Below are 21,310 nucleotides of genomic sequence, written 5' to 3'. Positions count from 1 at the left end.
TTATTTTTCTACGATGCGTAAAATCCTATTGAACAGGTTTCTTTGATTAATCTGTGAAAGATATGTTGCGCTATCTTTTGCATCTATAAATGTTAAAAGATAAAATTCTAAAAATATCTCTTCGTAGTCTTTTTTTCTATAACCATCGTTTGTAATGTATTTTGATATTATGCTCTTTTTGTAAGCACTAGTATTAATTTGATTGGTTTTTATAAATTCGGTGACATTTTTTGAACGGTTATTGTTTTCATGAAAATTGTGCCCAACACCAACCTTATCATCTTTATAAAAGGCGTAAGAAGAAATAAGAATTTGGATTTGAGTTTTAGAGAAATTACTTTCATTCCAAATTTCGATTGCTGTATCCCAAAAAGGTATTCCTGTTAATTCACTGTAGACATAGCACAAGCCTGTAATTTGAAACAATTCAATGTGAATCTGGTAAGCTATTTCTAAATGATGTATGTATTTGCCCTTGTATCTTGAATGTAAGGAATAGAAGGCTGGTAAGGAGCTTTTTAAAAATGGTGTAAAAAGTTTTTTAAATTTTGCTAAATCTTTCTCAATTAAGCAATTGTTTAATTCTTCTGCTAAAGTTGAAAATGAATGACCAAATATATCAGGATACTCTTCATTCCAATCAACAGAGTTTATTTTCTCAATGGTATTACTTGTTTCAAAAATTATTGTCTCTTTAATTAAATGTATTTTTTCTTTAATTTTAGAAGTGTCGATTTTACTCCAATGAAAATTTCTTTTATATATATTATTTTTATCAAAACTATCAAGTAATGTTACGATTCTGTTAATTCGAAATTCAATTTTGCTTATTAGCTCCAATGTTAAATGGCAAAGAAAAGACACGGTTAAAAAATCCTTTTTTTCTTTACATTTGATAATTAGCGGATTAATAAATTTGTCTGTCTGAGTTAATATCTGGTTGAACTCTTTTTCAATCAAGATTAGATATTCGGCACTGCAATGTTGAATTATATACCAATCAGGTGTTATTTTTTTGCCTTCAATAGAAATTTCATTTTCTATATTGATGTGATATTGTTCTAGAAGCGTATATAAATGCTTTGGAAGCTTTGATTCATAAATGGATTCTTTTTTGCTCCAATTAATTTTTTTAATCTCATTGTTAAAATTTTCGACACTTATTTTCTCTATTGCATTGAAAAGGAAATTTGAAAATTTCCTAGCGAGCGAGTAAAATTTTCAGCCAATACTAGATTAGCTTTAGATTCTTTATAGGAATTATTTTTAATTTCTAAAAGCGAATTTTCAGTAACAAGTAAATTTTCGATAAGTAATTTGTCGGCAAGCCTAAATTCAAAATTATATCCATAATATTTAAGAGTATTAATTGACTTTGATAGATAGTCACTAGTTATTTCGTAATTTGAAGTAATAATTAGTTTTTTGCCAAGCTCATTTAATATTTCAAAAATTTCTTCTTCGAACCACAAAAGATTTGCATTAGTTAAACTTTGAACATAAGTCCTTGAGTTAATAGATGCTTGTCTTATATGGTTATTAGTTTCAAAAAATGACTTGTGGTATTCTTTGTTTTTAAACCATTTACTTTTTACTGGTATTCCATTTTTTTGTAGGGAATAATAATTTAAGATTGAATATGTTTGTGAAATTGTGTTTAAAAATGATTGTTTGTTTATTAATACAGCATCAAAACTTAACTCTATAATTAATCTTATTTTATCAATGTTTCTTTCGGCTTTTCCTCTAAAATGATTTTGAAAGTTAGGATTGTTCCAATAGGCACTTTTGATAGTTACATTTTTGATGTCTTCCCGTATCTCTTTGTCAACAATATTTAATAATGTGTCAGGTTCAAATAGATTGTAAACTCCAGCTCCTAATCTTAATAGAGAAAATAGGCTGATTAAACTTAGAAAAAGAAGAACTAAAAGAACAAGGTTTCCAGGAGTATAACCAAATGTTATTAACAAAAGAGTAAGTATTGAATAAGAAGTTAAAAATGCTAATTTTCTAAGATAGTTTTGAGTGACAGGCTCTATGAAAATTAAGTTTCTAATGCTTGAATTGACTTTTGCATATCCAGTACTTGCAATAGTAGCTAAAATTGGATAAAATAATGCAAGTAATACACCAGATACGCTCGCAATTAATGAAATGAATTGAATAACAGAGTCGTTACTATCTGGATAAGATGGTTTTGGTAGTAATGTAATAATTTTTATAACTTCTATGGGAAGGGCAGAGGCATTTTTATTATAAAGTAATTGTGTAAAATACTCAACTGTAAATAAGAATACTACATAAATAATTGCACGGGTTATATTCTTTAAAAATGCAAATAAATAAAAACGACTATATGAAAGATTTTCTTTCTCGAAATCAAATTTTTGAGTTGTTTGAAATTTAAAGATATTAAACCTTAATTTAATTTGTCTTTTCTTTTCTCTAATTATCCAAAATATCTTTTTATCGTAAAGCTTATAACTATTCAAATTTACTTTTTTAGTAAAAGTATATATTTTTATTGAATAGCCTTACAAATTCATATAAATATCATCTAATTCCTCTTGTCTAATTCCTAGATATCTTTTGGTAATTGCTGGTGATGAATGGTTAAATAGCTCGCTGAGAAATAAAAGTGCTTTATCTGTCTCATTGTTGTTTGACCATACTTGGCGACCAAAAGTTTTTCTAAGACTGTGAGTAGAAATTGCTAGATTTTTAGAGCCTAAGATTTCTTTTAATTTACGATTAACATACTGAGAGCTAAAAACTGTATTTTGGTTTGAGGTAAATACATATCCTTTAGTTTCTGAACATCTTTCTTTTAATGAAGAATAAGCATTCTTAATATTATCATTTAATCTTATAACTCTTTTTTTATTGGTTTTTGATTCTACTAAAGAAATAGAATCATTTTCTAAATCTTCATGCTTCAATTCCAATATATCTGAAATTCGCAATCCAGCATTTATTCCAAAAACTATTAAAAATCCCAATTTATAGTTCTTATCCGTTTTGATGATTTTCATTGCTTTGTTCAATGTTGAATCAAAATTTAGATAGTCGCTAGTAGTGATTGAATTTTTAAGGCTCATGGATTTGCTTAATTTAATACTGTAAAGATAATAATAAAAGTTTCAAAAACAATAAAAATTTATTAAAAGTGAAACTTTTTAAATTATTAAATTTATTAAAACTCTGTTAGCCCTTTACTAGCAAGGGTTTAGCTAAAATAAAAAGTTTCACTATTATTAGAAGTGAAACTTTTAGCCATTAAAAGATTTGGAATTTTGTTCACGGTGTTCATAATTAAAAACGTGAACAGTGTGAACACATAATATTTAAGATTGACTTTTGAAATCAGTTTGCTTTTTATTCTGCAATAATTTTGAGAGTTCATTGAACTCTTTGCTAGTAAAATTTGACTGTTTAAAAATTATTGGAAATTTTAGTTCTTCTTTTTCTAGAATCTTTTTTAATTGAGATAAGGATAGTTTTATTCGCATACTTCCAGATTTTTAAAATTATTATCAATGAAATCCCAATCTTCTCCGTTAAGCCCCTCTTTTGACATGTAAAATAATCCTGCTTTATAACGGTCATATATTCCGAAGTCAATTCGGTCATAGCTAAAATAATGTTTAATATCGGCTATAATTTGTTCATGCAGTCTTTTGTCTTCAATATATATGGCAAAATGATTGTGATAGCCTACTCGGTTATTAAATGGTTCGGTCGTAAAGAAGACTCTTAAATCTGTTTCACTTCCATATTTTTTGAGCAAATAATCGTAAACTCCGTGCATTTGTTTAAAACAACTATTCTTTTTTCGGTCAAGTTTGTATGCAACCGTAAAGAAGTATGACCAATCTAATTGCCACAATCTGTATTGCAAACTATCTTTATCGACAAGACAGTCAATTAAATTTCTCATTGATTGATTTTCTTGTCTTAAAATTTTATTGTCATCAAACATTATTTCGCTATCAAAATATCTGGCGTGGTCTATTGGGAATAACCGTTTACCATTCTTTAATATTGTACTTGAGAATAATTCCTCATTTTTTTTATAAAATCTGTATATTTTACTTTTACTTGCTTTTGTGGTGTTTTTAAATTCTATTATATTTTCAAATCTCATTATTAATCTATTATCTTTTTTATTATTATTTAAATACAAGAACTCTATACAAGGTGGTTAATCAAGCATCCGTAACAATAAATACTGTAGAAAATGTGAAAGTGTAGCTTATTGGGACTTTTTTTTGAAAAATATTTTTTTTGAAGGTCTAATCTCTGTGTCAAATTGATACAGTAATACCTAAAATCTAGAAAATTTTCCAAAAATTTGTTTGCATCATCATAGGAATTACTGAGTTATGTACATTTTTCATAATATAAGAAAAGTAACTAGATTGTAAATTTTGATAGATTTTGTCACGAAAGACAAGAAAGGAGAGGGTAAGGAGCAGGTGTGCATTGGGAAAGCTTGAAATGTCTCATAGGTGAGATACGTGCTCTTTTAAAGAGAAATACCAATCTTTTTTTAGATAAAAGTGCTTTAAAAGCAAAAAAAACATCCTAAAAAGGATGTTTTTACTTATCTCAAATATTGAGTGTTCTTATACTATCTGCAAGTTGGACATGAACTCCTTCGTGCTTCACTGCAACATTTCAGCGAGCAGTAATAGCCTATTGATGTTGTCGAATTTGTACTATAGCAATCAGACATCTTTCCTAAATGGGTATAATGGCTTCCACTGAATGATTTTCCACACCATGAGCAGGTCTTGTCTGCTGAATATGTGGTGCTCCCTGATGAGGAACCGTAGCTTGACGGTTTTTCTTCCATTTCTGCTAGCTTTTTTTTGAAGGTCGAAATTCTATAATTAATCCCCTTAAGCATTTCATCATTATTTTTTTTAATACCTCTTTTGTTGCAGTCTGATGTGTAACTTATTACGTCATTGCTCAATTTGGTATAATCCACAATTAATTGGTCATATTCCCAATTTCTGGTCATTGTATCTTCTCGTATTATGAGCTCGTCATACTTTTTGATGCAAGCGGTCTTTCTTGCCTGCAAATCAGCAGGAAGGTCACTACAGCTTATAAACCAAGTTGAAACTGTTAGGATTATTAAAAATCTATAAAACATATTATTATGATTTACTAATTGATTTGTTTTTTCTAAAAGTGCTTTTCTCATTTGCATTTATTTTGAATGTTTTATTTTTAATTTGCATCAATTTCTAAGAAATAAACATTTCCCTTTACGTAAAAGAATTTCCCTTCTATTCCCGGAATAAATCCTGTGACTTTTGACCCCGCATAAATCCTCATTTTCCTGTCCTTTGCTTCTGCAAACGGAATATCAATGTCCTGTTCATAAAGTTCATATATCTGCGGTTCGTTTCTTCCATTGTCAATTTTAATCTGTGCGCCATAATACTCTTTAATATCATCCCCTTCATGCATTTGTTCATCTAAAGTGCCATACAATAAGACCCATATTTTACCATATGGGACAGTTATTTCATCTGAACACCATCTATTGATATTGCCGACCATATTGTTCCTTTTCCACATCCCCGTTTTGGTCTTATTATCCCATTGCAGGGTTATTATCTTTTCATTAGCCCCTAATTCCTGTCCGTTCCAAACCTCTGGAGTCTTTGGCTGGGATTGGGATAATGTGTCGATTTTTGAAACCTTTTGTTGTGCAGTCCCTGTGTCATTATCCCCGTAATATTCAATAGTGCGCTCTACGATGTAACCAGGATAATCTGCATTGTTGTCGCTTGTTCTCCTAATCCAATTGCCGTAATTATCAAATTCATACTTATAATTGATTTTGTAATACTCAGAACCATCCAGATTTTTGGCACTCTCTTGGATTAAATTATCGTTTTCGTCGTATACGAAATAATTCATTTGAAATTGATTTGCTTTTAAATCATAGCATTTGCCTTCTTGGATTTTGTTGTTTCTTTCATCGTATTTAAAAATTTCCGTAGTTTTTCTTTTACCGTCTTTTTGCGTTTGCTGTTGGAAAATCACATTATTATTAGAATCATATTTGTAGGTTGTTTTACTTGGATTATAATCAAGTGCATTGACATCCAATTTTTCTATGACATTGTTTTTTTCATCATATTTGTATTGGTATTTTCTGCTTATAAGAGAGCTTCCTGAATTATTATAGGTCATATTTTCTTCTAGAAGGTTGTTTTTATCATCGTATTTATAGGAAATAGCATATTCTAATCCGCCGTTTAGATTATATTCCTTTGTTTCTATCACATTATTTTTAAGGTCAAGTTTGTACACGGTTAGGGTTTTGTATGAATTCCCCTCACTACTGCCTGTTTCTTCTTTTTCAATAATATTATTTTTTTCATCTCGCTTATATCGAGATTGTTTTGGAAAATCAGATTCTTTGATATCTGTCTCAATTTCATATCCATTAAGATTATAGGTTATGTTACTATAAAAGTATCCATTACTGTCTCTGGTTGAGATGGATTTTACTTTTCCTTTTAGTTTAGCCCTTATCAAGTCGTTGTCGTAATGATTTTCCATGTTTTTGCAAGCTGAAAAAAGCAATACAATAAAAAATGAGAAGATAAAAATTGAATCCTTTTTTTTCATTTGTTGTGATTTGGTTTTAAGATTTTTCGGTGTTATTTTTTACAAATATATAAATTATAGCACAAGTGCTATAATGATTTTGATGTTTATATCTTCATTTTGATGAAGTGAAAAAAGATGAAACTAAAATCAGAAAACTAATCTTCGACCAAGAAGGTTTAGAGTTGCTAGCAAGGCGACTTAAAGAAATACGCTCAGAAAAAGGTATTTCACAAGAAGAACTTGCCTATCGTTCCGAATTGACATTATCTCAAATTGCTAGAATTGAGACTGTTAGAATAAATCCTACTATCAGTACCATATTTAAAATAGCTCGTACTTTAGATGTGCCATTACAAGAGTTATTTAATTTCGAATTGCAACCATCTTCGAATAAATAATCTTTTATTTAAAATATAAAAAGAAAGCTACTTTGATTTAAAGTGGCTTTTTTTATTGTTTGAAAGTCAGTTAGTTATTTGTTTTTTTGATTGAGTTGTACGAATTAGGGAATCCCTAAAAATACCCTAATCTTCATTTGCATCATAATCTTAAACATGATAAAAATGAATAATCAAATCTTATTAAACGGTATTACAATAGAACAACTAGCAGAAGCATTGAAAGCATTAATGTTTGAAAAAGCTCCAGAAAAATCGAATGCTCAAAATGAATTATTAACAAGAGATGAGGTATGTGAACTTCTTTCTTTTAATAAGACAAGTTTATGGAAACATACTAAAAGTGGAAAATTAAAAAGTTATGGTATAGGTAATCGTGTTTACTATAAGCGTCATGAGGTATTAGAAGCTGTTAAACCTATTAATTCATAAGCAATGGTAAATATGTATAACGAAGTGGAAATGTGTGCTAATTCAATTGATATTGCTGTGAAAGAAGAGGTATTAATGCAAAATGAAAATATTGGTTTATTCACCATTAAAAGCGCAACTAAGTGGATGGAAGAAGCCAAGAACAAACCAGTACCGAAAATGCTTTTTGGGGAGTTTTGGTTTGAGGGTGAATTATGTATTCTTTTTGCAGATACGAATTTAGGTAAATCTATTCTAGCTGTTCAGATTGGAAATAGTATAAGTAAAAATGAAGCCATAGTTCCTTTTAAATTAGATTCACCAAAACAGCCTATTTTATATTTTGATTTCGAACTCTCAATAAAGCAATTTGAAAATAGATATTCCAAAGACTATAGTGAACATTATGATTTTGATGACAATTTTATAAGAATAGAAATTAACAGTGATGCTGAGGTGCCAGATGGTCAAGATTTTGAAGATTATCTCTGTGATTCTTTAGAACGTTCAATTATTTCGACGAATGCAAAAATAATTATTATTGATAACATTACTTTTCTTAAAAATGGAAATGAGTCGGCTAAGGATGCATTGCCGTTAATGAAACAATTGAAGGCGCTAAAAAGCAAACATGAACTATCAATACTGGTTCTTGGACATACACCTAAAAGAGATTTGTCAAAACCTTTAAGTATTAATGACATTGCTGGAAGTAAAATGTTGAGTAATTTTTGTGACAGCGCATTTGCAATTGGACAGAGTTCTTCAGATTCAAGTTTGAGATATTTGAAACAATTAAAACAGCGAAATACAGAACAAATTTATGATTCAGAAAATGTCTGCGTTTGCCAAATTTCAAAGCCTGAAAATTTTCTGGAATTTGAGTTTATAAATTATGCAGAAGAAAGAATTCATCTAAAAGAGTTCAAGAAAACTGATAAAGATGGACTAATTGAGAAGGTTAAGGAGCTAAGTAGTAATGGTAAAACACAAAGAGAAATTGCGATAGAATTATGTATTTCTCTAGGAGCTGTGAACAAATATCTAAAAAAATAAAGTGCTTATGTTCACGATGTTCACGGTTTTATTAATGAACAATAGTGAACAAAAAAATAGAAATATAAATAAAAAGAACTTTTTAAGTTTTGTAGTATTATATTTCTATATTAGCATTTACCAAATTACAGTGATGGGATAAAGTCAACGAAAATTAGATTTAATCTTTCATTCGTAAATAAGTTAAATGCAATTTTAACAGATATCAAATAAAATGAATAGAGGAAGAATACAAGCACAAGGAGGTGGAACAGAAAAATCAGAAGCCTGGTCTTTAAACACAGACCATCATAAACAGATGGGAATAATGAGTGTTGATGATTTAGAGAATCAATTAACAAATCCTGAATTAGCTTTAAGGAGAAATGCTTTACAGCAGTGTAAAAATCGTATTTTGACAACACCAAGTTGTGGAGTTTCTGCACAAATGAAAAAATCTTATTATGATGATTTTAGAAATAGAAAAATAAGAGTTGATATAGAAGTAAATGCAGGGGTTGCATTTGTTGATAACCCATAAATATTGATAAATTATGGCTCAAAAGATATTATTTGATAAATATTCGGAAGATAAAAGAATCTACAATCTTAATCAAGGTTACTGGAAAAGAAAATTACAATCAAGACTTAAAATAAAATTAACTAAAGAATCAGAAATATTTAAAAATTCTGACGCAAGGGGTAAGAAAATTTATGATGCAAATCCAATTTTCACTTTCATAAACGACAATAAAACTAAAGCTATTAGAATTATTCAAGATGATATTTCTATAATTAAAACTACACTGGAAGAGAATGAAACTTTCTTAATTTCAGCATGGTTGGACGATATATCTTTAGATAATGAAAAAAAAATTCCAGAGCTCGTAATTGCTTTGTTTTTGACAAAAGAAACGGTAGACAAGGCCATGAATCTGGTGTTTTTATGGATTAATGACGAATTAACAACTGAGAGAATCGACACATTAGTTTAATAAAAAAATAGCTCTTAACAATAATGAGAAATATAGGATGAAAAAAAAACAAGATATATTTATTAGTCATTCAGGAAAAGATAGACAAATAGTTGATGACTTTATAGACTTAATATTGCAGAATGCTTTAAATGTTACTGTCGATAGAATTTTTTGTTCAAGCACTGATGGTACTAAAATAAAGTCGGGAACTGATTGGAGGGACTCAATTTTAAAGGCTTTACAGGAAGCAAAAATTAATTTCTTGTTTATATCTCCCAACTATAAAGAAAGTGAAGTATGTATGAATGAAATGGGGGCTGCATGGGTCACATCAGCAAAGGTAATTCCTCTTATTATTGAACCAATAAATTACAAGACCGTAGGAGTTATTCAACAGCCAATTCAAATCGAAAAATTACTAGACGAAAAAAGCCTTGACAGAATTAGAGATATACTTCAAGAAAGTCTTGAAATACCCAACAATTTAATAAAGAGTGATAGATGGACAGCTAAAAAGAAGGAATTCATTTTGAAAACAAAAGCATATTTAAAAAATAATCCTTTTAATAAGCCATTAGACAGAGAAGAATTTGAAGAATTAATTTTAGAGAAAAATGATTTAGAGACCACGTTAACTAATCTAATTGAAGAAAAAATTAAATTAGAAAATTTAATTGAGGATTTAAAGAAAGCAAAAGACAAAAGTGAAGTAAAAGAAATTGTGAAACAGTACTCAGATACAAGTGAATTTGATGATTTTGAGGAATTAACACAAAAAGTATGTGATGCTCTAACTTCTTTCCATCCAATAATAAGAGGCATCATCTTTAAAACATATTCAAATAAAGAAAAAATTACTATTAATGCTCAAGCGTATTCAGATTACGTGGACGAAGCATTAGCGAATGATTATATAAATGAAGAATTAGAAGCGGATTTTAGTCAAACTACAAAGATGGCAAAAATTGAATCATTACTTGATAAACTCTCAATTTATATGGAAAAAGATTTATCTTCTGAGTTTTATGAAAAATATGAAGAAGAATATAATGCACCCCTTAAGATTTCGAATAAGTTATTTTGGGAAGAGGTATTAGACTTAAATTTATTCTTCAGTTAAATTAAGAATAAACATCAGTTTTCTATCATAATTCTTTAATGGTATTCTCGTGCTTAAATTATTAATCAATTTATCAAATAAAAACATAAAAAAAATGTCAGATTATCCTGTTACCCCAGAAGAAAATTATAAAGCGATTGTTGAAGAAATGAAAGCATTAGTTAATGAATTAGAAAATAACCCAACAATGTCAGAAGAAATGTATTCCTCAATACTTCGACGCTATACAAGGCTTGGAAAACTTTTGAAAGGATATGCAGACATGATTTGGTACAAATAGATATCAGTTAACTCAGAAATCGGCGAAACGTTATAGCGATTATTATCAAAAACAGCAAAAATAATGAATAATGAATATTTTATTAAACAAGCACAAGAAATTATAAATGAGTATAATTTAACGAAAAGTAGAGCTAAATATATTGATTTATCTGACTTAAGTGAAGAGCTATTGACTCGATTAATAACTAAATCTAAATCATTTGTAGTACGAGTTGTCGGAGAAAAGTCAGAATATTATAAAGATATTCTGTCAGCTTTAAATCAAAGAAATTTAGGCTTAGGTACAAATTTAAGCTACGTTATTGGTAGTATCATTGCTTTAAAAGAAGATTTGGAAAATGATTATTTAAAATCATATTCTGAATTATTGCATTCAGAAATTTTTAGTGATTATATTGAAATTTCTAGACATTTATTAGAAAACGGATACAAAGACTCATCAGCTGTAATAATTGGTTCCACCTTAGAATCACATTTAAGAAAACTATGCGTTAAATATAGTATTGAAATTGAATTAGATAAAGGTAATGGGAAAATCGCCTATAAGAATTCTGAAAGGATGAATACCGATTTAACGAAAGAAGAAGCTTATTCATTAGCAAATCAAAAACAGATTACTGCTTGGTTAGCCATACGAAATAATTCTGCTCACGGTAAATATGATGATTATACCGAATCAGAAGTGAAACTTATGATAATGGGTGTTGAGAATTTTATAATAGCAAATCCTGCATAAAAATATGTCACAATAACATTATACTATACGATAAAAGATTGAGATATTAGGCTTAATCGCAGTTAATTTTCTATTTGACATTATAAGAGAATGGTTAAAACACCGAAATAAAATTATTTATAGAAAAAATGATTTAAATTATTTCGAAGGTGGAATTTACATTATAAAATAAACTTATGAACTCTTTTTTAAACTTACAATTTGGAAATTTTACTCAAAGCACACCTAATTGGTTTGATTGGTTCTCATTAATAAGCTCTTTACTAGTAAGTGGTTTAAGTATTTATTTTGCTTTTAAACTTGCTGAAAAAGTATATCAAAAAGAAAAGGCAGATAAAAATCTAGAAGATTTAGAAATTCAAAACTCTGAAGTAGAGCTTTTTAAAAACAGTCTTGTTGAATTAAATAGCTCAATTGAAATGCAGATTATAGCTTTACAAAATTATAATAATAATAGAGATTTTACATTAGTATTTCATCCTGATATACAGGTAGATTTTTTACAATTTATAGATATAAAGCACTTGTACAGAAAGATAGGGTTTTCAAATACTGAAGCCATAAAAAAGATAAATAATTTAATGACATTGTTATATACGCTGTATGATTTCAGGGAATCTTTAAGAGATGAGTTTAGAACTTATATGAAAAAATATAACTATCACGAAGGTAAATTTTATCAATATCGCCAACTTTTTTACACTAAATATTTTTCAATTTGTCATAATAGAGCTGAGGTTGAGCTTTCTGAAGATGGCAATACAAAAAAATGGAAATTTAGAGTTGATGATGAGTTTATTATAAGATACTCAGAATTAATAGACAAGGTTTCAAATGACGATTCAATAATTGATGGTACAGGTCTAAAAGATAGAGCTAAATTAAATAAGGAATTTGTTATTCCTCTGACTTCTATAGCTTACCAATATGTGCCAGAAGATTTAGATGCCATAGAAGTAAATGATATTGGAAATGATGTTAATTCAGCGTTCCTTGATATGGAAATTATAACTGAAAAACATTTTTATGTAATCAATGCGTATACGCACAATTTAAAAAATATAAGTGCTAAAATCAAAGAATTTCTTGGATGAAAAACAAATACTTTTTTGATTATGTTGACTATATGTTGACTAAATATCGTTTAATGCTAATGAAATTAGGTTAAATCAATATAGAAGGAATATGTAAGGATTTTTTTTTATGATATGGAAAACCTCTCAAGATTATTGGGAGGTTTTTTTGTATCTATTTTGTTAGTTTTATTTTGTGGTAGTTTCGCTGGAGAAACGAAAGGCTAGTTATAAAAGCTTTTAAAATAACTTTTAGGGAACATAACTTTTATGAGCTTTGCCAAATAAGATGAAAAAAGTATTGCCAGTAGTAAAACTACGTAATATATAATGTCAATAATGCTAACATTAAAAAAGGTATTATTTCTATAAAAAAGTATACGGCTAAGAAGCCACAAGTGATTATGGCAGAATACTAATGTTAAAAAGAACGTTAGAGTTGAATTTATAAAACTATCTATATTATCTAATTTTAAATTTTTTTTGATATGATTATTAGAATAATGGCTAATTGAATTATTACAATACTAAAAGATGCTAATTCATCAATAGTAAAACTTGAGTTGTAATCAAAAAGCATAATAATAGGCTTTGAAACTGTAAGAAATATTAGTGCTATAAATAAAAATGAAGAACTATTTTGTAAAGATGGTTCTACAGATCTCGCCCTATTTGTAAACTTTAACTTTTCAAGTTTTTTATCTAGTATACCAGTTCTTGTAGACAAGGCAATTGCTATGATACCACTTATTAAATATACTTTAGTTGCATATTGGTATCCATGTAAATGTTTTAAAATGAAACAGAAAATTGATAAAGTCCCAATTATAATAAAGGCAAATTGTAAAATTGAAATGCTTTTAATTTTCGCAAAGAAAGAATGGAGAATTAGAAGAAATAAAGGAAGTATCACATGAAGAGATAAATTTTTAATGAGATACATATTATCTCTTTCATAATTAGGAAATTTAAATGAAAATTCTTGTAAATTAAATAGAAATAATGTCCAGCAAAACAAGATGAAAATAAAATGATTATTCTTAATTGATATGTCTTTTTCTAATAATAATCTAAAAACAAAAGGAGAGTTTAAAGTAATAAGTAAGATGATAATACGAAAAGTAAATTGAAAAGGATTTATCGAAACAAATCCATAATCCCAGAAAAAATAAAAATACAAAAGAATTGAAATCATCGAAAAGATAAAAATATGATTTGATTGTTTTTCAGAATAAGAATTAATTTGCTTAATCATAAATTTTATGATAATCCTGTGACATAAAATTAAAACAAAAAGTATAATTGGATTATTAGAGAATAACACGCTCCAAAAGCTGATTTCTCCTCTTGGAATGAGTAAATTAGTAATAAACTGAAAAAAAATAAATGTTATAAAAATAATTTTTAAAATTCGATATTGATTTACCTCATTTAATTCAACAACGTAATTTTTTCGATAAAAAAGATAAGTCAGAAAATTTGAGTTTTTAATTAAAATTACAAAGCATAAAATACTAATAAAGACGACATTCCAATTTAAAGAATATCCGCCAAAAGGACTATCACTTATACTGCTTTTATTGATGTCAAACACAGCTCCTATTGTATATTTGAAGAGCAAACCATAGATTATAAATAGACCTGAAAGTTTAAAAATTAGATTGCTAAATTGTCTTAACTGCATTTTTTAATATTATTATTTTGCGTGAATATGAATTTCAAATATAGTGTGTTTTTTGTAGGACAACTATCTTTCGTGTATTAAAAAACTTTCATTTTATTAAGATTGATTTTTAATAGGCTTGAAGGCTTTCCTTCGCTGGCGCGAATGTCTCACATGTGAATGAAAAACTTATCCTCTCCAGTTTTGTCATTTCGACCGAAGGGAGAAATCACACTAGAAACTCGACAAAGAAAATCTCCTGCTAGCGCGAGCGTCTCGCTCGTGAACGCAAAGTAATGCACGAGCGAGACGCTCGCGCCAGCAAAAACAACAAAATTCCATAAAGTTTGTCGTTTCGACGTAAGGAGAAATCTCCACAAGTAGCTCCATATAGAATGTCGCCAATCTTTGTCGAGTTTCTCGTGAAGATTTCTCCTTACGTCGAAATGACAAGATTGCGTGTTAATTGGGGTTAATATAACTATTCAACCATCTCCCTCCTGCTAGCGCGAGCGTCTCGCTCGTGAACGCAAAGTAATGCACGAGCGAGACGCTCGCGCCAGCAAAACAACAAAATTCCATAAAGTTTGTCATTTCGACGTAAGGAGAAATCTCCACAAGTAGCTTCATACAGAATGTCGCCAATCTTTGTCGAGTTTCTCGTGGAGATTTCTCCCTTCGGTCGAAATGACAAGATTGTGTGCTAATTGGGTTGAAATATAACTATTCAACAACCTCTCCAACATACCCCAAAAACTCCATTTCATCCATAGGAAACAAATGTAGAATCGTTTCCAAAATCAGACTCACATTAATAGTTGCACTTTTATCTTTTTTAGAAAAATTATGCATGTCATTATCAAGTGCTAGAATGCATAATTTCAGCAAATCGGTAATAAGGCAGACCGAGTTCTAAATAATTGACCACTTTAAATTGTGCGATATAAGAATTGGCTTCATTGGTTGGTTGTAGCGTTGTAAAATACTGAGCGGTTAATTTTTGCAGTTTTTGTAGCTTTTCTGTTTGGTTCGTTTCCATAAGGCGCATATTTTAAATGATTTGCAATTTGACTTTTATAAAATTTGTATAAGAAAAATTGTACTTTTGTTTGATTCGGCGAAGGAAGAAATAGATTTTGCTGTACGAAATCATTTTTTACTGTATCGCACGGCAAAAAAATCTGTTTTTTACATTTTACCAATTTTGACACTTTATTATTATCTTTGAATTATGAGCACACTAACAAAACCAAATCATATAGGGCGAAAAATAAGCCGTATTCGTGAACTTCGAGATATGAAGCAGGAAGCTTTGGCGCAAGCTTTAGGAACAAATCAACAAGCGATTTCGGCTATGGAAAATAGCGAAACCATTGATGACGAAAAACTTGTTGAGGTTGCAAAAGCGCTTGGTGTAACGGTTGAAGCTATCAAGAATTTCTCAGACGAAGCGGCAATTAATTATTTCAATAGTTTTAATGAAGCGGTTCATAATAGTCATTTTGGAAATAATAATCATTGTACTTTCAATCCATTAGATAAATTAATGGAAACGGTAGAAGAAAATAAAAAGCTTTACGAGCGTTTGCTTCAATCAGAAAAAGACAAAATAGAATATTTAGAAAAATTGCTAAATCAGAAATAGTAATTGAATAGAAATAAAAAGCATCTGCCACGGCGGGTGCTTTTCTCATTTTAAAACTTTCCAATTATTGAAAATAGTATTAGAAAATAAAGGCATTAAAACAGATACTTATTATATACCGCCTTTTACTTTGTATGAAGGTGAAATAATCGTTTTGTATTTATATAATGGAAAACATTTATACGATGCGGAGATTTTTCTCAGGAATATTTTTTGTGGTAAAATCAAGCATGAAAATGTGACTTTGCATAGAAAAATGACCTTTGCTGAGGATTTAAAAAGATCGTATTTAAGGGATACGTTTTTTCCTTTAACGACAGTAAAAAGTTACCTTAGAAGAAATGCCAATGCTAAGAGTCCATTATCTCAAAAAATATTTGAAGATAAATGGAAATGGATAGCTCCTGAAACAAGATTGGAAAAAATTCCAGGTACACCCAAAAAGTTGTTGACCTTATATGCGGCTCTTTCAAAAACAAAAGATATAGTATTTGATCTTGGAGCATTAGATGATGAAGGTTATGAGTATTCCTTTAAAGCAATTGAAGCAATTGTGAAACAAGATAATGGTTCGGCAATTTTATTGCATTGTTTTGATAATATGGAAGAATATGCATCTAATATTATTACCCTTGAATGGAATGCTGGTCATCCTCCGGAGGGAAATGAATTTCAATATAATTTTAAAATAAAATGATAGTTCCATATCTTAAAAAATAAAACTTTTACAGATTGTTATTTAAATAAAAAACCTCTCAGAAATGAGAGGTTTTTTTATATCAGCTTCAAGAAATTAGACTTTCTTTTTTATCGAAGTTTTTGGTTTATGTTTTAATTTTTCGATAAGCGCATCGGCTTTTTCATTTTCAGAAATGGAACGTAACGATTCTGCGTATCGGTAATAATAAACAGGATCTAAATCTGTGGTTAGAGCAAAGAGTTCGCTGTACCATTCGGCGGCTTTTTCTAGTTCGCAATTCGAATAAGAAGAATTTCCTAGTTTCTGAAATAAATCTACAGACTTGTAGCCCTTTGCAAGCAACCTTTTCGTAGGTTCTTATAACATCGACATAAGCATATTTTTCGCCGATTTTGTCTGTTTTATAAAAAGTTTCAGTTTGTGCAGTTGCACGAAACGAAAATACGATTAACAATACTAAAATAACAAGTTTTTTTTGCATAGGTTTTAGTTTGGTTCAGGCATTCGTATTTTAAATTGTTTTTGAAAATAGTTTTGCTGTCAAAAAAACAGCATTAATCAATAATCAAACGTCAATTTTGGCTTCTTATTTTATGCGTAATGTTATTTATGTTGTACAAATATATGTAAATCAGTAATATAAGTTGTTTTTTAACGATGTTTTTTTGATTTTATCGATTATATTTCGTTCTTTAAAATAATTGATTTCTATGTGTTTTACATTTTATTTATAAAAAAAATAATTTTATATCAATTAAGATTTTCAAGATGATAGTACAGCTATATTTAAATAAAATAGAGGTTTTGCAAGATGAAGAATCAAAGACTACATTTTCAGATTTTGACGATCTAGAGCTTTGTACTCAAAAAATAAAAGGACGTAATAGCGATCTGTCTTTTACTCTTGATTTTTTATTGAATAAACAAACTCAAGAATGTACAACTGTAAATACTGAAGTAATAAAAATGTTTTCAGATCATTTAGGATTATTTTTTATAGGAGATCAAGAATCTGAGAATGTTTGTTTTGCCAACAGCATAGAAGTGAGGCCAGAATACAGGCAAAGTTTAAGATTGATCGATTTACTGGACTATATTTATGCTTTTGCACATTCTTATGTTTTTAAAGAATCTCAAAAAATAATATTGACATCAGAAACTGATTTTTTTTGGAAACTCGTAAAAATAGGTTCAAACTTAAGAAAACAATTGCCTGATATTTAAATAGTATTGTATTGCTTGTTGCTTTAAAAACAGGTATTTATACTTTAAACGAAGTGTTTTTAATGATGTATTTTGGATGGGACTTAAAAACATAAAACTATGGAACCAGATTCTAATCAACTATTAAATGATTTAACCCTTAAATGTACGGCAGGGGACACTAAAATTGCTACTCCTTCAGGAGAAAGAGCTATCAGTAATTTGCAAAGAGGAGACTCAGTTTTGGCATTTTCTGCAAAAGTAGAATCGGGCAAACTTGAACTATCTTCATCAGAAACGAAAGTTACTTTTAGTCAAGGCACTCCTGAATGGTATATTACTGCACTTTATATTACTTTAGGATATGACAAAGAAATTATCTGCACTTCAGACCAACCTTTTTTACTTGCAAATGGCAAATACACTATAGGTTCAAAATTAGGACCAGGACAAGAGCTTGTTGATTGGCAAGGCAAACCTGTGTTTATTCACATGATTTCAATTGGAACTTATAAAGGAGTGATTCATAACATTTCTGTTGGAGATTCTGAATTTGCCAGCCCTAATGGCCATTTGTTGTTGGCGCAAGGAGTCATAATAGGAGACTTTGCTTTTCAGACGTCTTTTGATTCTCTTCCAGATAATTTAAAAGCATAAAATGCTATGATAAAAAAAAAGCGACTCCTGGTACGAGTCTGCTTTCTAATTCTTAGGGGGCAAAAAATTAACGACGAAAAGATGGACTCTGGTTAACAGATTCGTCTAACTTTACAGTCTTTACTTTTTTAGCGACAACTTTAATTTCGTGTTTCGCAACTTTGTCGTTTGCTTTCACTTCAAGAACATAAGTTCCAGCAGGAAAACTTTCTAAACTAATTGTTTTTGAAACCTCTAATTTGTCTGCTGCAGATTCTCCCGCATAAAGTAAGTTGTGATTCTCGTCATAAATAGAGAAAGATGCATTTTCTACAGTGTCTAAAGTAAAGCTAACTACTTTTCCGTTTCCTGTTTTGATATTTAAAATGTAATCACCTTTTCCATCAATGGCATAGGTAAACACAGTCGCTAAAAAAAGGCGACAACTAAACCAGCTTTGGTAAATTTTGTCATGTTTTTTTTAAATTGTTAATTACTAAATGTGGAACGCGTAAAACTACAAATACAAATTTAATTTTTAGCAATAAATTGGCATTTTTTAACTGTTAACTTGCTGAATTGAAACTATTTCTGTATTTTGTTTGAACTATGTACGTAATTACTGGGCTCGCGGTTTTTTAAATTTTAATATTTTTTTAAGTGTTTTAAAGCCACTTATTTTATTAATAAGAATACTTTTCTTAAATCAGACTGAAATTTATTTTTTATCAATTTTAGAAATAAAAAAACAGCTCTGTAAGTAAAAATGATATATTAATTTAACGCAAAGTGCGCTAAGATTTTCGCAAAGCACACTAAGTTTTTTTTGAGTAATTTTATAAAATAAAAAAGTTCGCAAAGCTATAAGGATAAAACTTTGTGAACTTTGAGCTTGCGAAATCTTAAACAAAAAACCTTTGCGAACTTTGCGATAGAAAAAAATAAAGTAAGTATAAAGCAAAAAAAAACAGCTCTGTAACCAACCAAGAGCTGTTTCTTAAACAATAAAAATGTAATTTTTAATTTTTTCTAACCTTATTTTATACCTTTTTGGAGTATAAAAATTAGCGTGCGACAACACTCGAATTTTTAGCGAAACCAGCTTTGTAAGCATAAGAAACTGCATTTCTAGATAGAGAGGCAGTATCACCAATTGTGATCTCATATTTCGCTTTTTTTACGCTGTCTTCAACTTCTAAGAAGTAAGTTCCTTCTGGAAATTCTTCTAGACTAAAAGTTCTCAAAATTCCTTCTTTACCTGAAGCAGTTTCAGAGTAAATAAGTGTTCCGTCCTTGTCATAAATTGCTAAGTTGGCTTTCTGTACTTTGTTAAGTGCGAAAGTAATCAGTTTTCCATTAGCTTTCATTACGTGAAGATTAAACTCCGACGTTCCATCAATTGCGTAAGTGCTAATTCCTGTGAAAAGCAACGCAGCTACTAAACTCATTTTTGCAATCTTTTTCATGGTACTTAGTTTTTAAATTATTAGTTCTAATTCTCTGATGCTAAATTACTTATGTAATACATGAAAATGCGCAACTGTATTTTCCGATTTCTATGCTATATTCTCATTTACGAAACCGTTATAGGTTAAAACATGAATTATTTTTAACTTTTTTGTTAATTCGGTTATTATTTTTCAATGTTTTGCTTGATTTTGAATTTACAATGAGCTAAGAATTTATTTACATATAGAATGGTATGTTTAACCGCAAAGTGCGCAAAGATTTATTCAAAAAGACGCTAAGAATTATTATGCAAGAGGTTTATAAAAACGCAAAGTTCGCAGAGCTTTGTGAAAAAAGCTTTGCGAACTTTGCGTAATTCTTTGTGCCTTTGCGGTAAAAAAACTTAGAGCAAAAAAAAACAGCCCAATAACCACAAAGAGCTGTTTTTAAAACTTTTGAAAGTTTTTAAACTTACTAACTATCTAACCTCACTTTTATACTTTATGAAAGCATAAACTTTTTTAGCGTGTTGCCACACTTGTATTTTTAGCAAAACCTGGTTTGTAAACCGAAGAAACTGCGTTTTTAGATAAAACAGTAGAATCATCAGTTATTGTGATTTCGTATTTTGCTTTTTTTGTATTGTCTTCTACTTCTAAGAAGTAAGTTCCTTCTGGAAATTCTTCTAGACTGAAAGTTCTTAAAATTCCATCTTTACCTGAAGCACTTTCAGAATAAATTAGATTTCCTTCTTTGTCGTAAATTGCTAAGTTGGCTTTTTGCGTTTGGTTAAGACCAAAAGTGATCGATTTGCCATTAGCTTTAAGTACATGCAGATTAAAATCTGCTACTCCATCAATTGCATATGTGCTAATTCCTGTGAAAAGCAATGCTTGCTACTAAACTCAATCTAACAATCTTTTTCATGGTATTTAGTTTTAAATTAATAGTTCTAATTCTCTGATGCTAAATTACTTCAGTTGTAAGTAAAAAAACAATACTATATTCTCCGATTTCGATGCTATATTCTCATTTACGAAACCGTTATAGGTTAAAATTTGAATTATATTTATCATTTTTGCTAAAACACTTATTATTTTTCAACGTTTTTGATGATTTTAAATTTACATTGCGATAAAGATTTCTTTAAAAAATGTAGGAAGAAGAAAGGGGCTGAGGTGCTAAGATGCTGAGGTTCTAAGTTTTTATTTAGATTGTGTAATGTAACGCAAAGGGCGCAGAGGTTACGCAAAGTTCACAAAGGTTTTTTTGAGTAAATTTTATAAAATAAAAAAGTTTGCAAAGCTTTATCCTAATATAGCTTTGAGAACTTTGCATTTATA

Annotated in this window: 25 protein-coding genes and 1 pseudogene; 13 read left to right on the top strand and 13 right to left on the bottom strand. The window is 29.2% G+C overall.

Going from position 1 to position 21,310, the window contains the following annotated elements; genetic code table 11:
- The 6 genes from P5P87_RS09175 to P5P87_RS09150 all read right to left on the bottom strand — a co-directional run bounded on the left by P5P87_RS09175 (position 1) and on the right by P5P87_RS09150 (position 6,657).
- A complete protein-coding gene (locus tag P5P87_RS09175; protein ID WP_278022327.1) occupies positions 1-960 on the bottom strand; it encodes a hypothetical protein in 960 nt (319 codons plus the stop codon).
- A gap of 209 nt (positions 961-1,169) precedes the next feature.
- Positions 1,170-2,495 carry a hypothetical protein gene (locus P5P87_RS09170; protein WP_278022326.1) on the bottom strand — a complete coding sequence of 442 codons (1,326 nt, stop codon included), beginning with the start codon at positions 2,493-2,495 and terminating at the stop codon, positions 1,170-1,172.
- Between the two features lie 42 nt (positions 2,496-2,537).
- Positions 2,538-3,101 (bottom strand): tyrosine-type recombinase/integrase, encoded by a 564-nt coding sequence (locus P5P87_RS09165; RefSeq protein ID WP_278022325.1) that lies wholly within the window; start codon positions 3,099-3,101, stop codon positions 2,538-2,540.
- A gap of 401 nt (positions 3,102-3,502) precedes the next feature.
- The gene (locus P5P87_RS09160) at positions 3,503-3,940 is read right to left on the bottom strand and encodes a hypothetical protein (protein WP_278022324.1); all 438 of its coding nucleotides are present in this window, start codon (positions 3,938-3,940) and stop codon (positions 3,503-3,505) included.
- A 693-nt stretch (positions 3,941-4,633) separates the two neighbouring features.
- Entirely contained in the window at positions 4,634-5,215 is a 582-nt protein-coding gene (locus tag P5P87_RS09155) for a hypothetical protein (RefSeq protein ID WP_278022323.1), read from the bottom strand.
- 26 nt (positions 5,216-5,241) lie between these two features.
- Positions 5,242-6,657: an RHS repeat domain-containing protein gene (locus tag P5P87_RS09150; RefSeq protein WP_278022322.1), complete on the bottom strand. Its 1,416-nt coding sequence runs from the start codon at positions 6,655-6,657 to the stop codon at positions 5,242-5,244.
- Positions 6,658-6,764: 107 nt separating this feature from the next.
- Here P5P87_RS09150 and P5P87_RS09145 point away from each other — a divergent pair, with 107 nt between their 5' ends.
- The 9 genes from P5P87_RS09145 to P5P87_RS09105 all read left to right on the top strand — a co-directional run bounded on the left by P5P87_RS09145 (position 6,765) and on the right by P5P87_RS09105 (position 12,692).
- Positions 6,765-7,037 carry a helix-turn-helix transcriptional regulator gene (locus tag P5P87_RS09145; RefSeq protein ID WP_278022321.1) on the top strand — a complete coding sequence of 91 codons (273 nt, stop codon included), beginning with the start codon at positions 6,765-6,767 and terminating at the stop codon, positions 7,035-7,037.
- 165 nt (positions 7,038-7,202) lie between these two features.
- Entirely contained in the window at positions 7,203-7,469 is a 267-nt protein-coding gene (locus tag P5P87_RS09140; protein WP_278022320.1) for a helix-turn-helix domain-containing protein, read from the top strand.
- A gap of 12 nt (positions 7,470-7,481) precedes the next feature.
- The gene (locus tag P5P87_RS09135; RefSeq protein ID WP_278022319.1) at positions 7,482-8,504 is read left to right on the top strand and encodes an AAA family ATPase; all 1,023 of its coding nucleotides are present in this window, start codon (positions 7,482-7,484) and stop codon (positions 8,502-8,504) included.
- Between the two features lie 214 nt (positions 8,505-8,718).
- Positions 8,719-9,024: a hypothetical protein gene (locus P5P87_RS09130; RefSeq protein ID WP_278022318.1), complete on the top strand. Its 306-nt coding sequence runs from the start codon at positions 8,719-8,721 to the stop codon at positions 9,022-9,024.
- Between the two features lie 13 nt (positions 9,025-9,037).
- The gene (locus tag P5P87_RS09125) at positions 9,038-9,478 is read left to right on the top strand and encodes a hypothetical protein (protein WP_278022317.1); all 441 of its coding nucleotides are present in this window, start codon (positions 9,038-9,040) and stop codon (positions 9,476-9,478) included.
- A gap of 37 nt (positions 9,479-9,515) precedes the next feature.
- On the top strand, positions 9,516-10,580 hold the full coding sequence (locus P5P87_RS09120; RefSeq protein ID WP_278022316.1) for a toll/interleukin-1 receptor domain-containing protein: 1,065 nt from the start codon (positions 9,516-9,518) through the stop codon (positions 10,578-10,580).
- 94 nt (positions 10,581-10,674) lie between these two features.
- A complete protein-coding gene (locus P5P87_RS09115) occupies positions 10,675-10,860 on the top strand; it encodes a hypothetical protein (protein WP_278022315.1) in 186 nt (61 codons plus the stop codon).
- 63 nt (positions 10,861-10,923) lie between these two features.
- Positions 10,924-11,598, top strand: coding sequence for a hypothetical protein (locus P5P87_RS09110; RefSeq protein WP_278022314.1), 675 nt, complete (start codon positions 10,924-10,926; stop codon positions 11,596-11,598).
- 176 nt (positions 11,599-11,774) lie between these two features.
- A complete protein-coding gene (locus P5P87_RS09105; RefSeq protein WP_278022313.1) occupies positions 11,775-12,692 on the top strand; it encodes a hypothetical protein in 918 nt (305 codons plus the stop codon).
- Positions 12,693-13,143: 451 nt separating this feature from the next.
- Here the strand turns inward: P5P87_RS09105 and P5P87_RS09100 are convergent, their stop codons facing one another.
- From P5P87_RS09100 to P5P87_RS09090, 3 genes are all read right to left on the bottom strand, one after another.
- Positions 13,144-14,355 (bottom strand): hypothetical protein, encoded by a 1,212-nt coding sequence (locus P5P87_RS09100; RefSeq protein ID WP_278022312.1) that lies wholly within the window; start codon positions 14,353-14,355, stop codon positions 13,144-13,146.
- Between the two features lie 702 nt (positions 14,356-15,057).
- Positions 15,058-15,186 (bottom strand): hypothetical protein, encoded by a 129-nt coding sequence (locus P5P87_RS09095; protein ID WP_278022311.1) that lies wholly within the window; start codon positions 15,184-15,186, stop codon positions 15,058-15,060.
- Positions 15,187-15,193: 7 nt separating this feature from the next.
- Positions 15,194-15,373, bottom strand: a complete 180-nt coding sequence (locus P5P87_RS09090) for a hypothetical protein (protein ID WP_278022310.1) — start codon at positions 15,371-15,373, stop codon at positions 15,194-15,196.
- A gap of 192 nt (positions 15,374-15,565) precedes the next feature.
- Between P5P87_RS09090 and P5P87_RS09085 the strand changes: the two genes are divergently transcribed.
- Positions 15,566-15,979 (top strand): helix-turn-helix domain-containing protein, encoded by a 414-nt coding sequence (locus P5P87_RS09085; protein WP_278022309.1) that lies wholly within the window; start codon positions 15,566-15,568, stop codon positions 15,977-15,979.
- Between the two features lie 67 nt (positions 15,980-16,046).
- Positions 16,047-16,676, top strand: a complete 630-nt coding sequence (locus P5P87_RS09080) for a hypothetical protein (RefSeq protein ID WP_278022308.1) — start codon at positions 16,047-16,049, stop codon at positions 16,674-16,676.
- 96 nt (positions 16,677-16,772) lie between these two features.
- On the opposite strand, the gene P5P87_RS09075 is transcribed toward P5P87_RS09080, so the two are convergent.
- Positions 16,773-17,021, bottom strand: coding sequence for a hypothetical protein (locus tag P5P87_RS09075; protein ID WP_278022307.1), 249 nt, complete (start codon positions 17,019-17,021; stop codon positions 16,773-16,775).
- Positions 17,022-17,447: 426 nt separating this feature from the next.
- On the opposite strand from P5P87_RS09075, the gene P5P87_RS09070 reads away from it, so the two are divergent.
- The gene (locus tag P5P87_RS09070) at positions 17,448-17,903 is read left to right on the top strand and encodes a hypothetical protein (protein WP_278022306.1); all 456 of its coding nucleotides are present in this window, start codon (positions 17,448-17,450) and stop codon (positions 17,901-17,903) included.
- Between the two features lie 99 nt (positions 17,904-18,002).
- Positions 18,003-18,539, top strand: coding sequence for a Hint domain-containing protein (locus P5P87_RS09065; protein WP_198856959.1), 537 nt, complete (start codon positions 18,003-18,005; stop codon positions 18,537-18,539).
- Between the two features lie 67 nt (positions 18,540-18,606).
- Here P5P87_RS09065 and P5P87_RS09060 read toward each other — a convergent pair whose 3' ends face one another.
- From P5P87_RS09060 to P5P87_RS09050, 3 genes and pseudogenes are all read right to left on the bottom strand, one after another.
- Positions 18,607-18,942 (bottom strand): secretion protein, encoded by a 336-nt coding sequence (locus P5P87_RS09060; protein ID WP_278022305.1) that lies wholly within the window; start codon positions 18,940-18,942, stop codon positions 18,607-18,609.
- 640 nt (positions 18,943-19,582) lie between these two features.
- On the bottom strand, positions 19,583-19,984 hold the full coding sequence (locus P5P87_RS09055) for a secretion protein (protein WP_278022304.1): 402 nt from the start codon (positions 19,982-19,984) through the stop codon (positions 19,583-19,585).
- A 504-nt stretch (positions 19,985-20,488) separates the two neighbouring features.
- Positions 20,489-20,894 (bottom strand): annotated as a pseudogene (locus tag P5P87_RS09050) (T9SS type A sorting domain-containing protein).
- Between the last annotated feature and the right edge of the window lie 416 nt (positions 20,895-21,310).

Origin of the sequence: Flavobacterium ginsengisoli (assembly GCF_029625315.1) — a bacterium.
Taxonomy (GTDB): domain Bacteria; phylum Bacteroidota; class Bacteroidia; order Flavobacteriales; family Flavobacteriaceae; genus Flavobacterium; species Flavobacterium ginsengisoli.
This window is presented reverse-complemented; position numbering and strand designations above follow the sequence as displayed.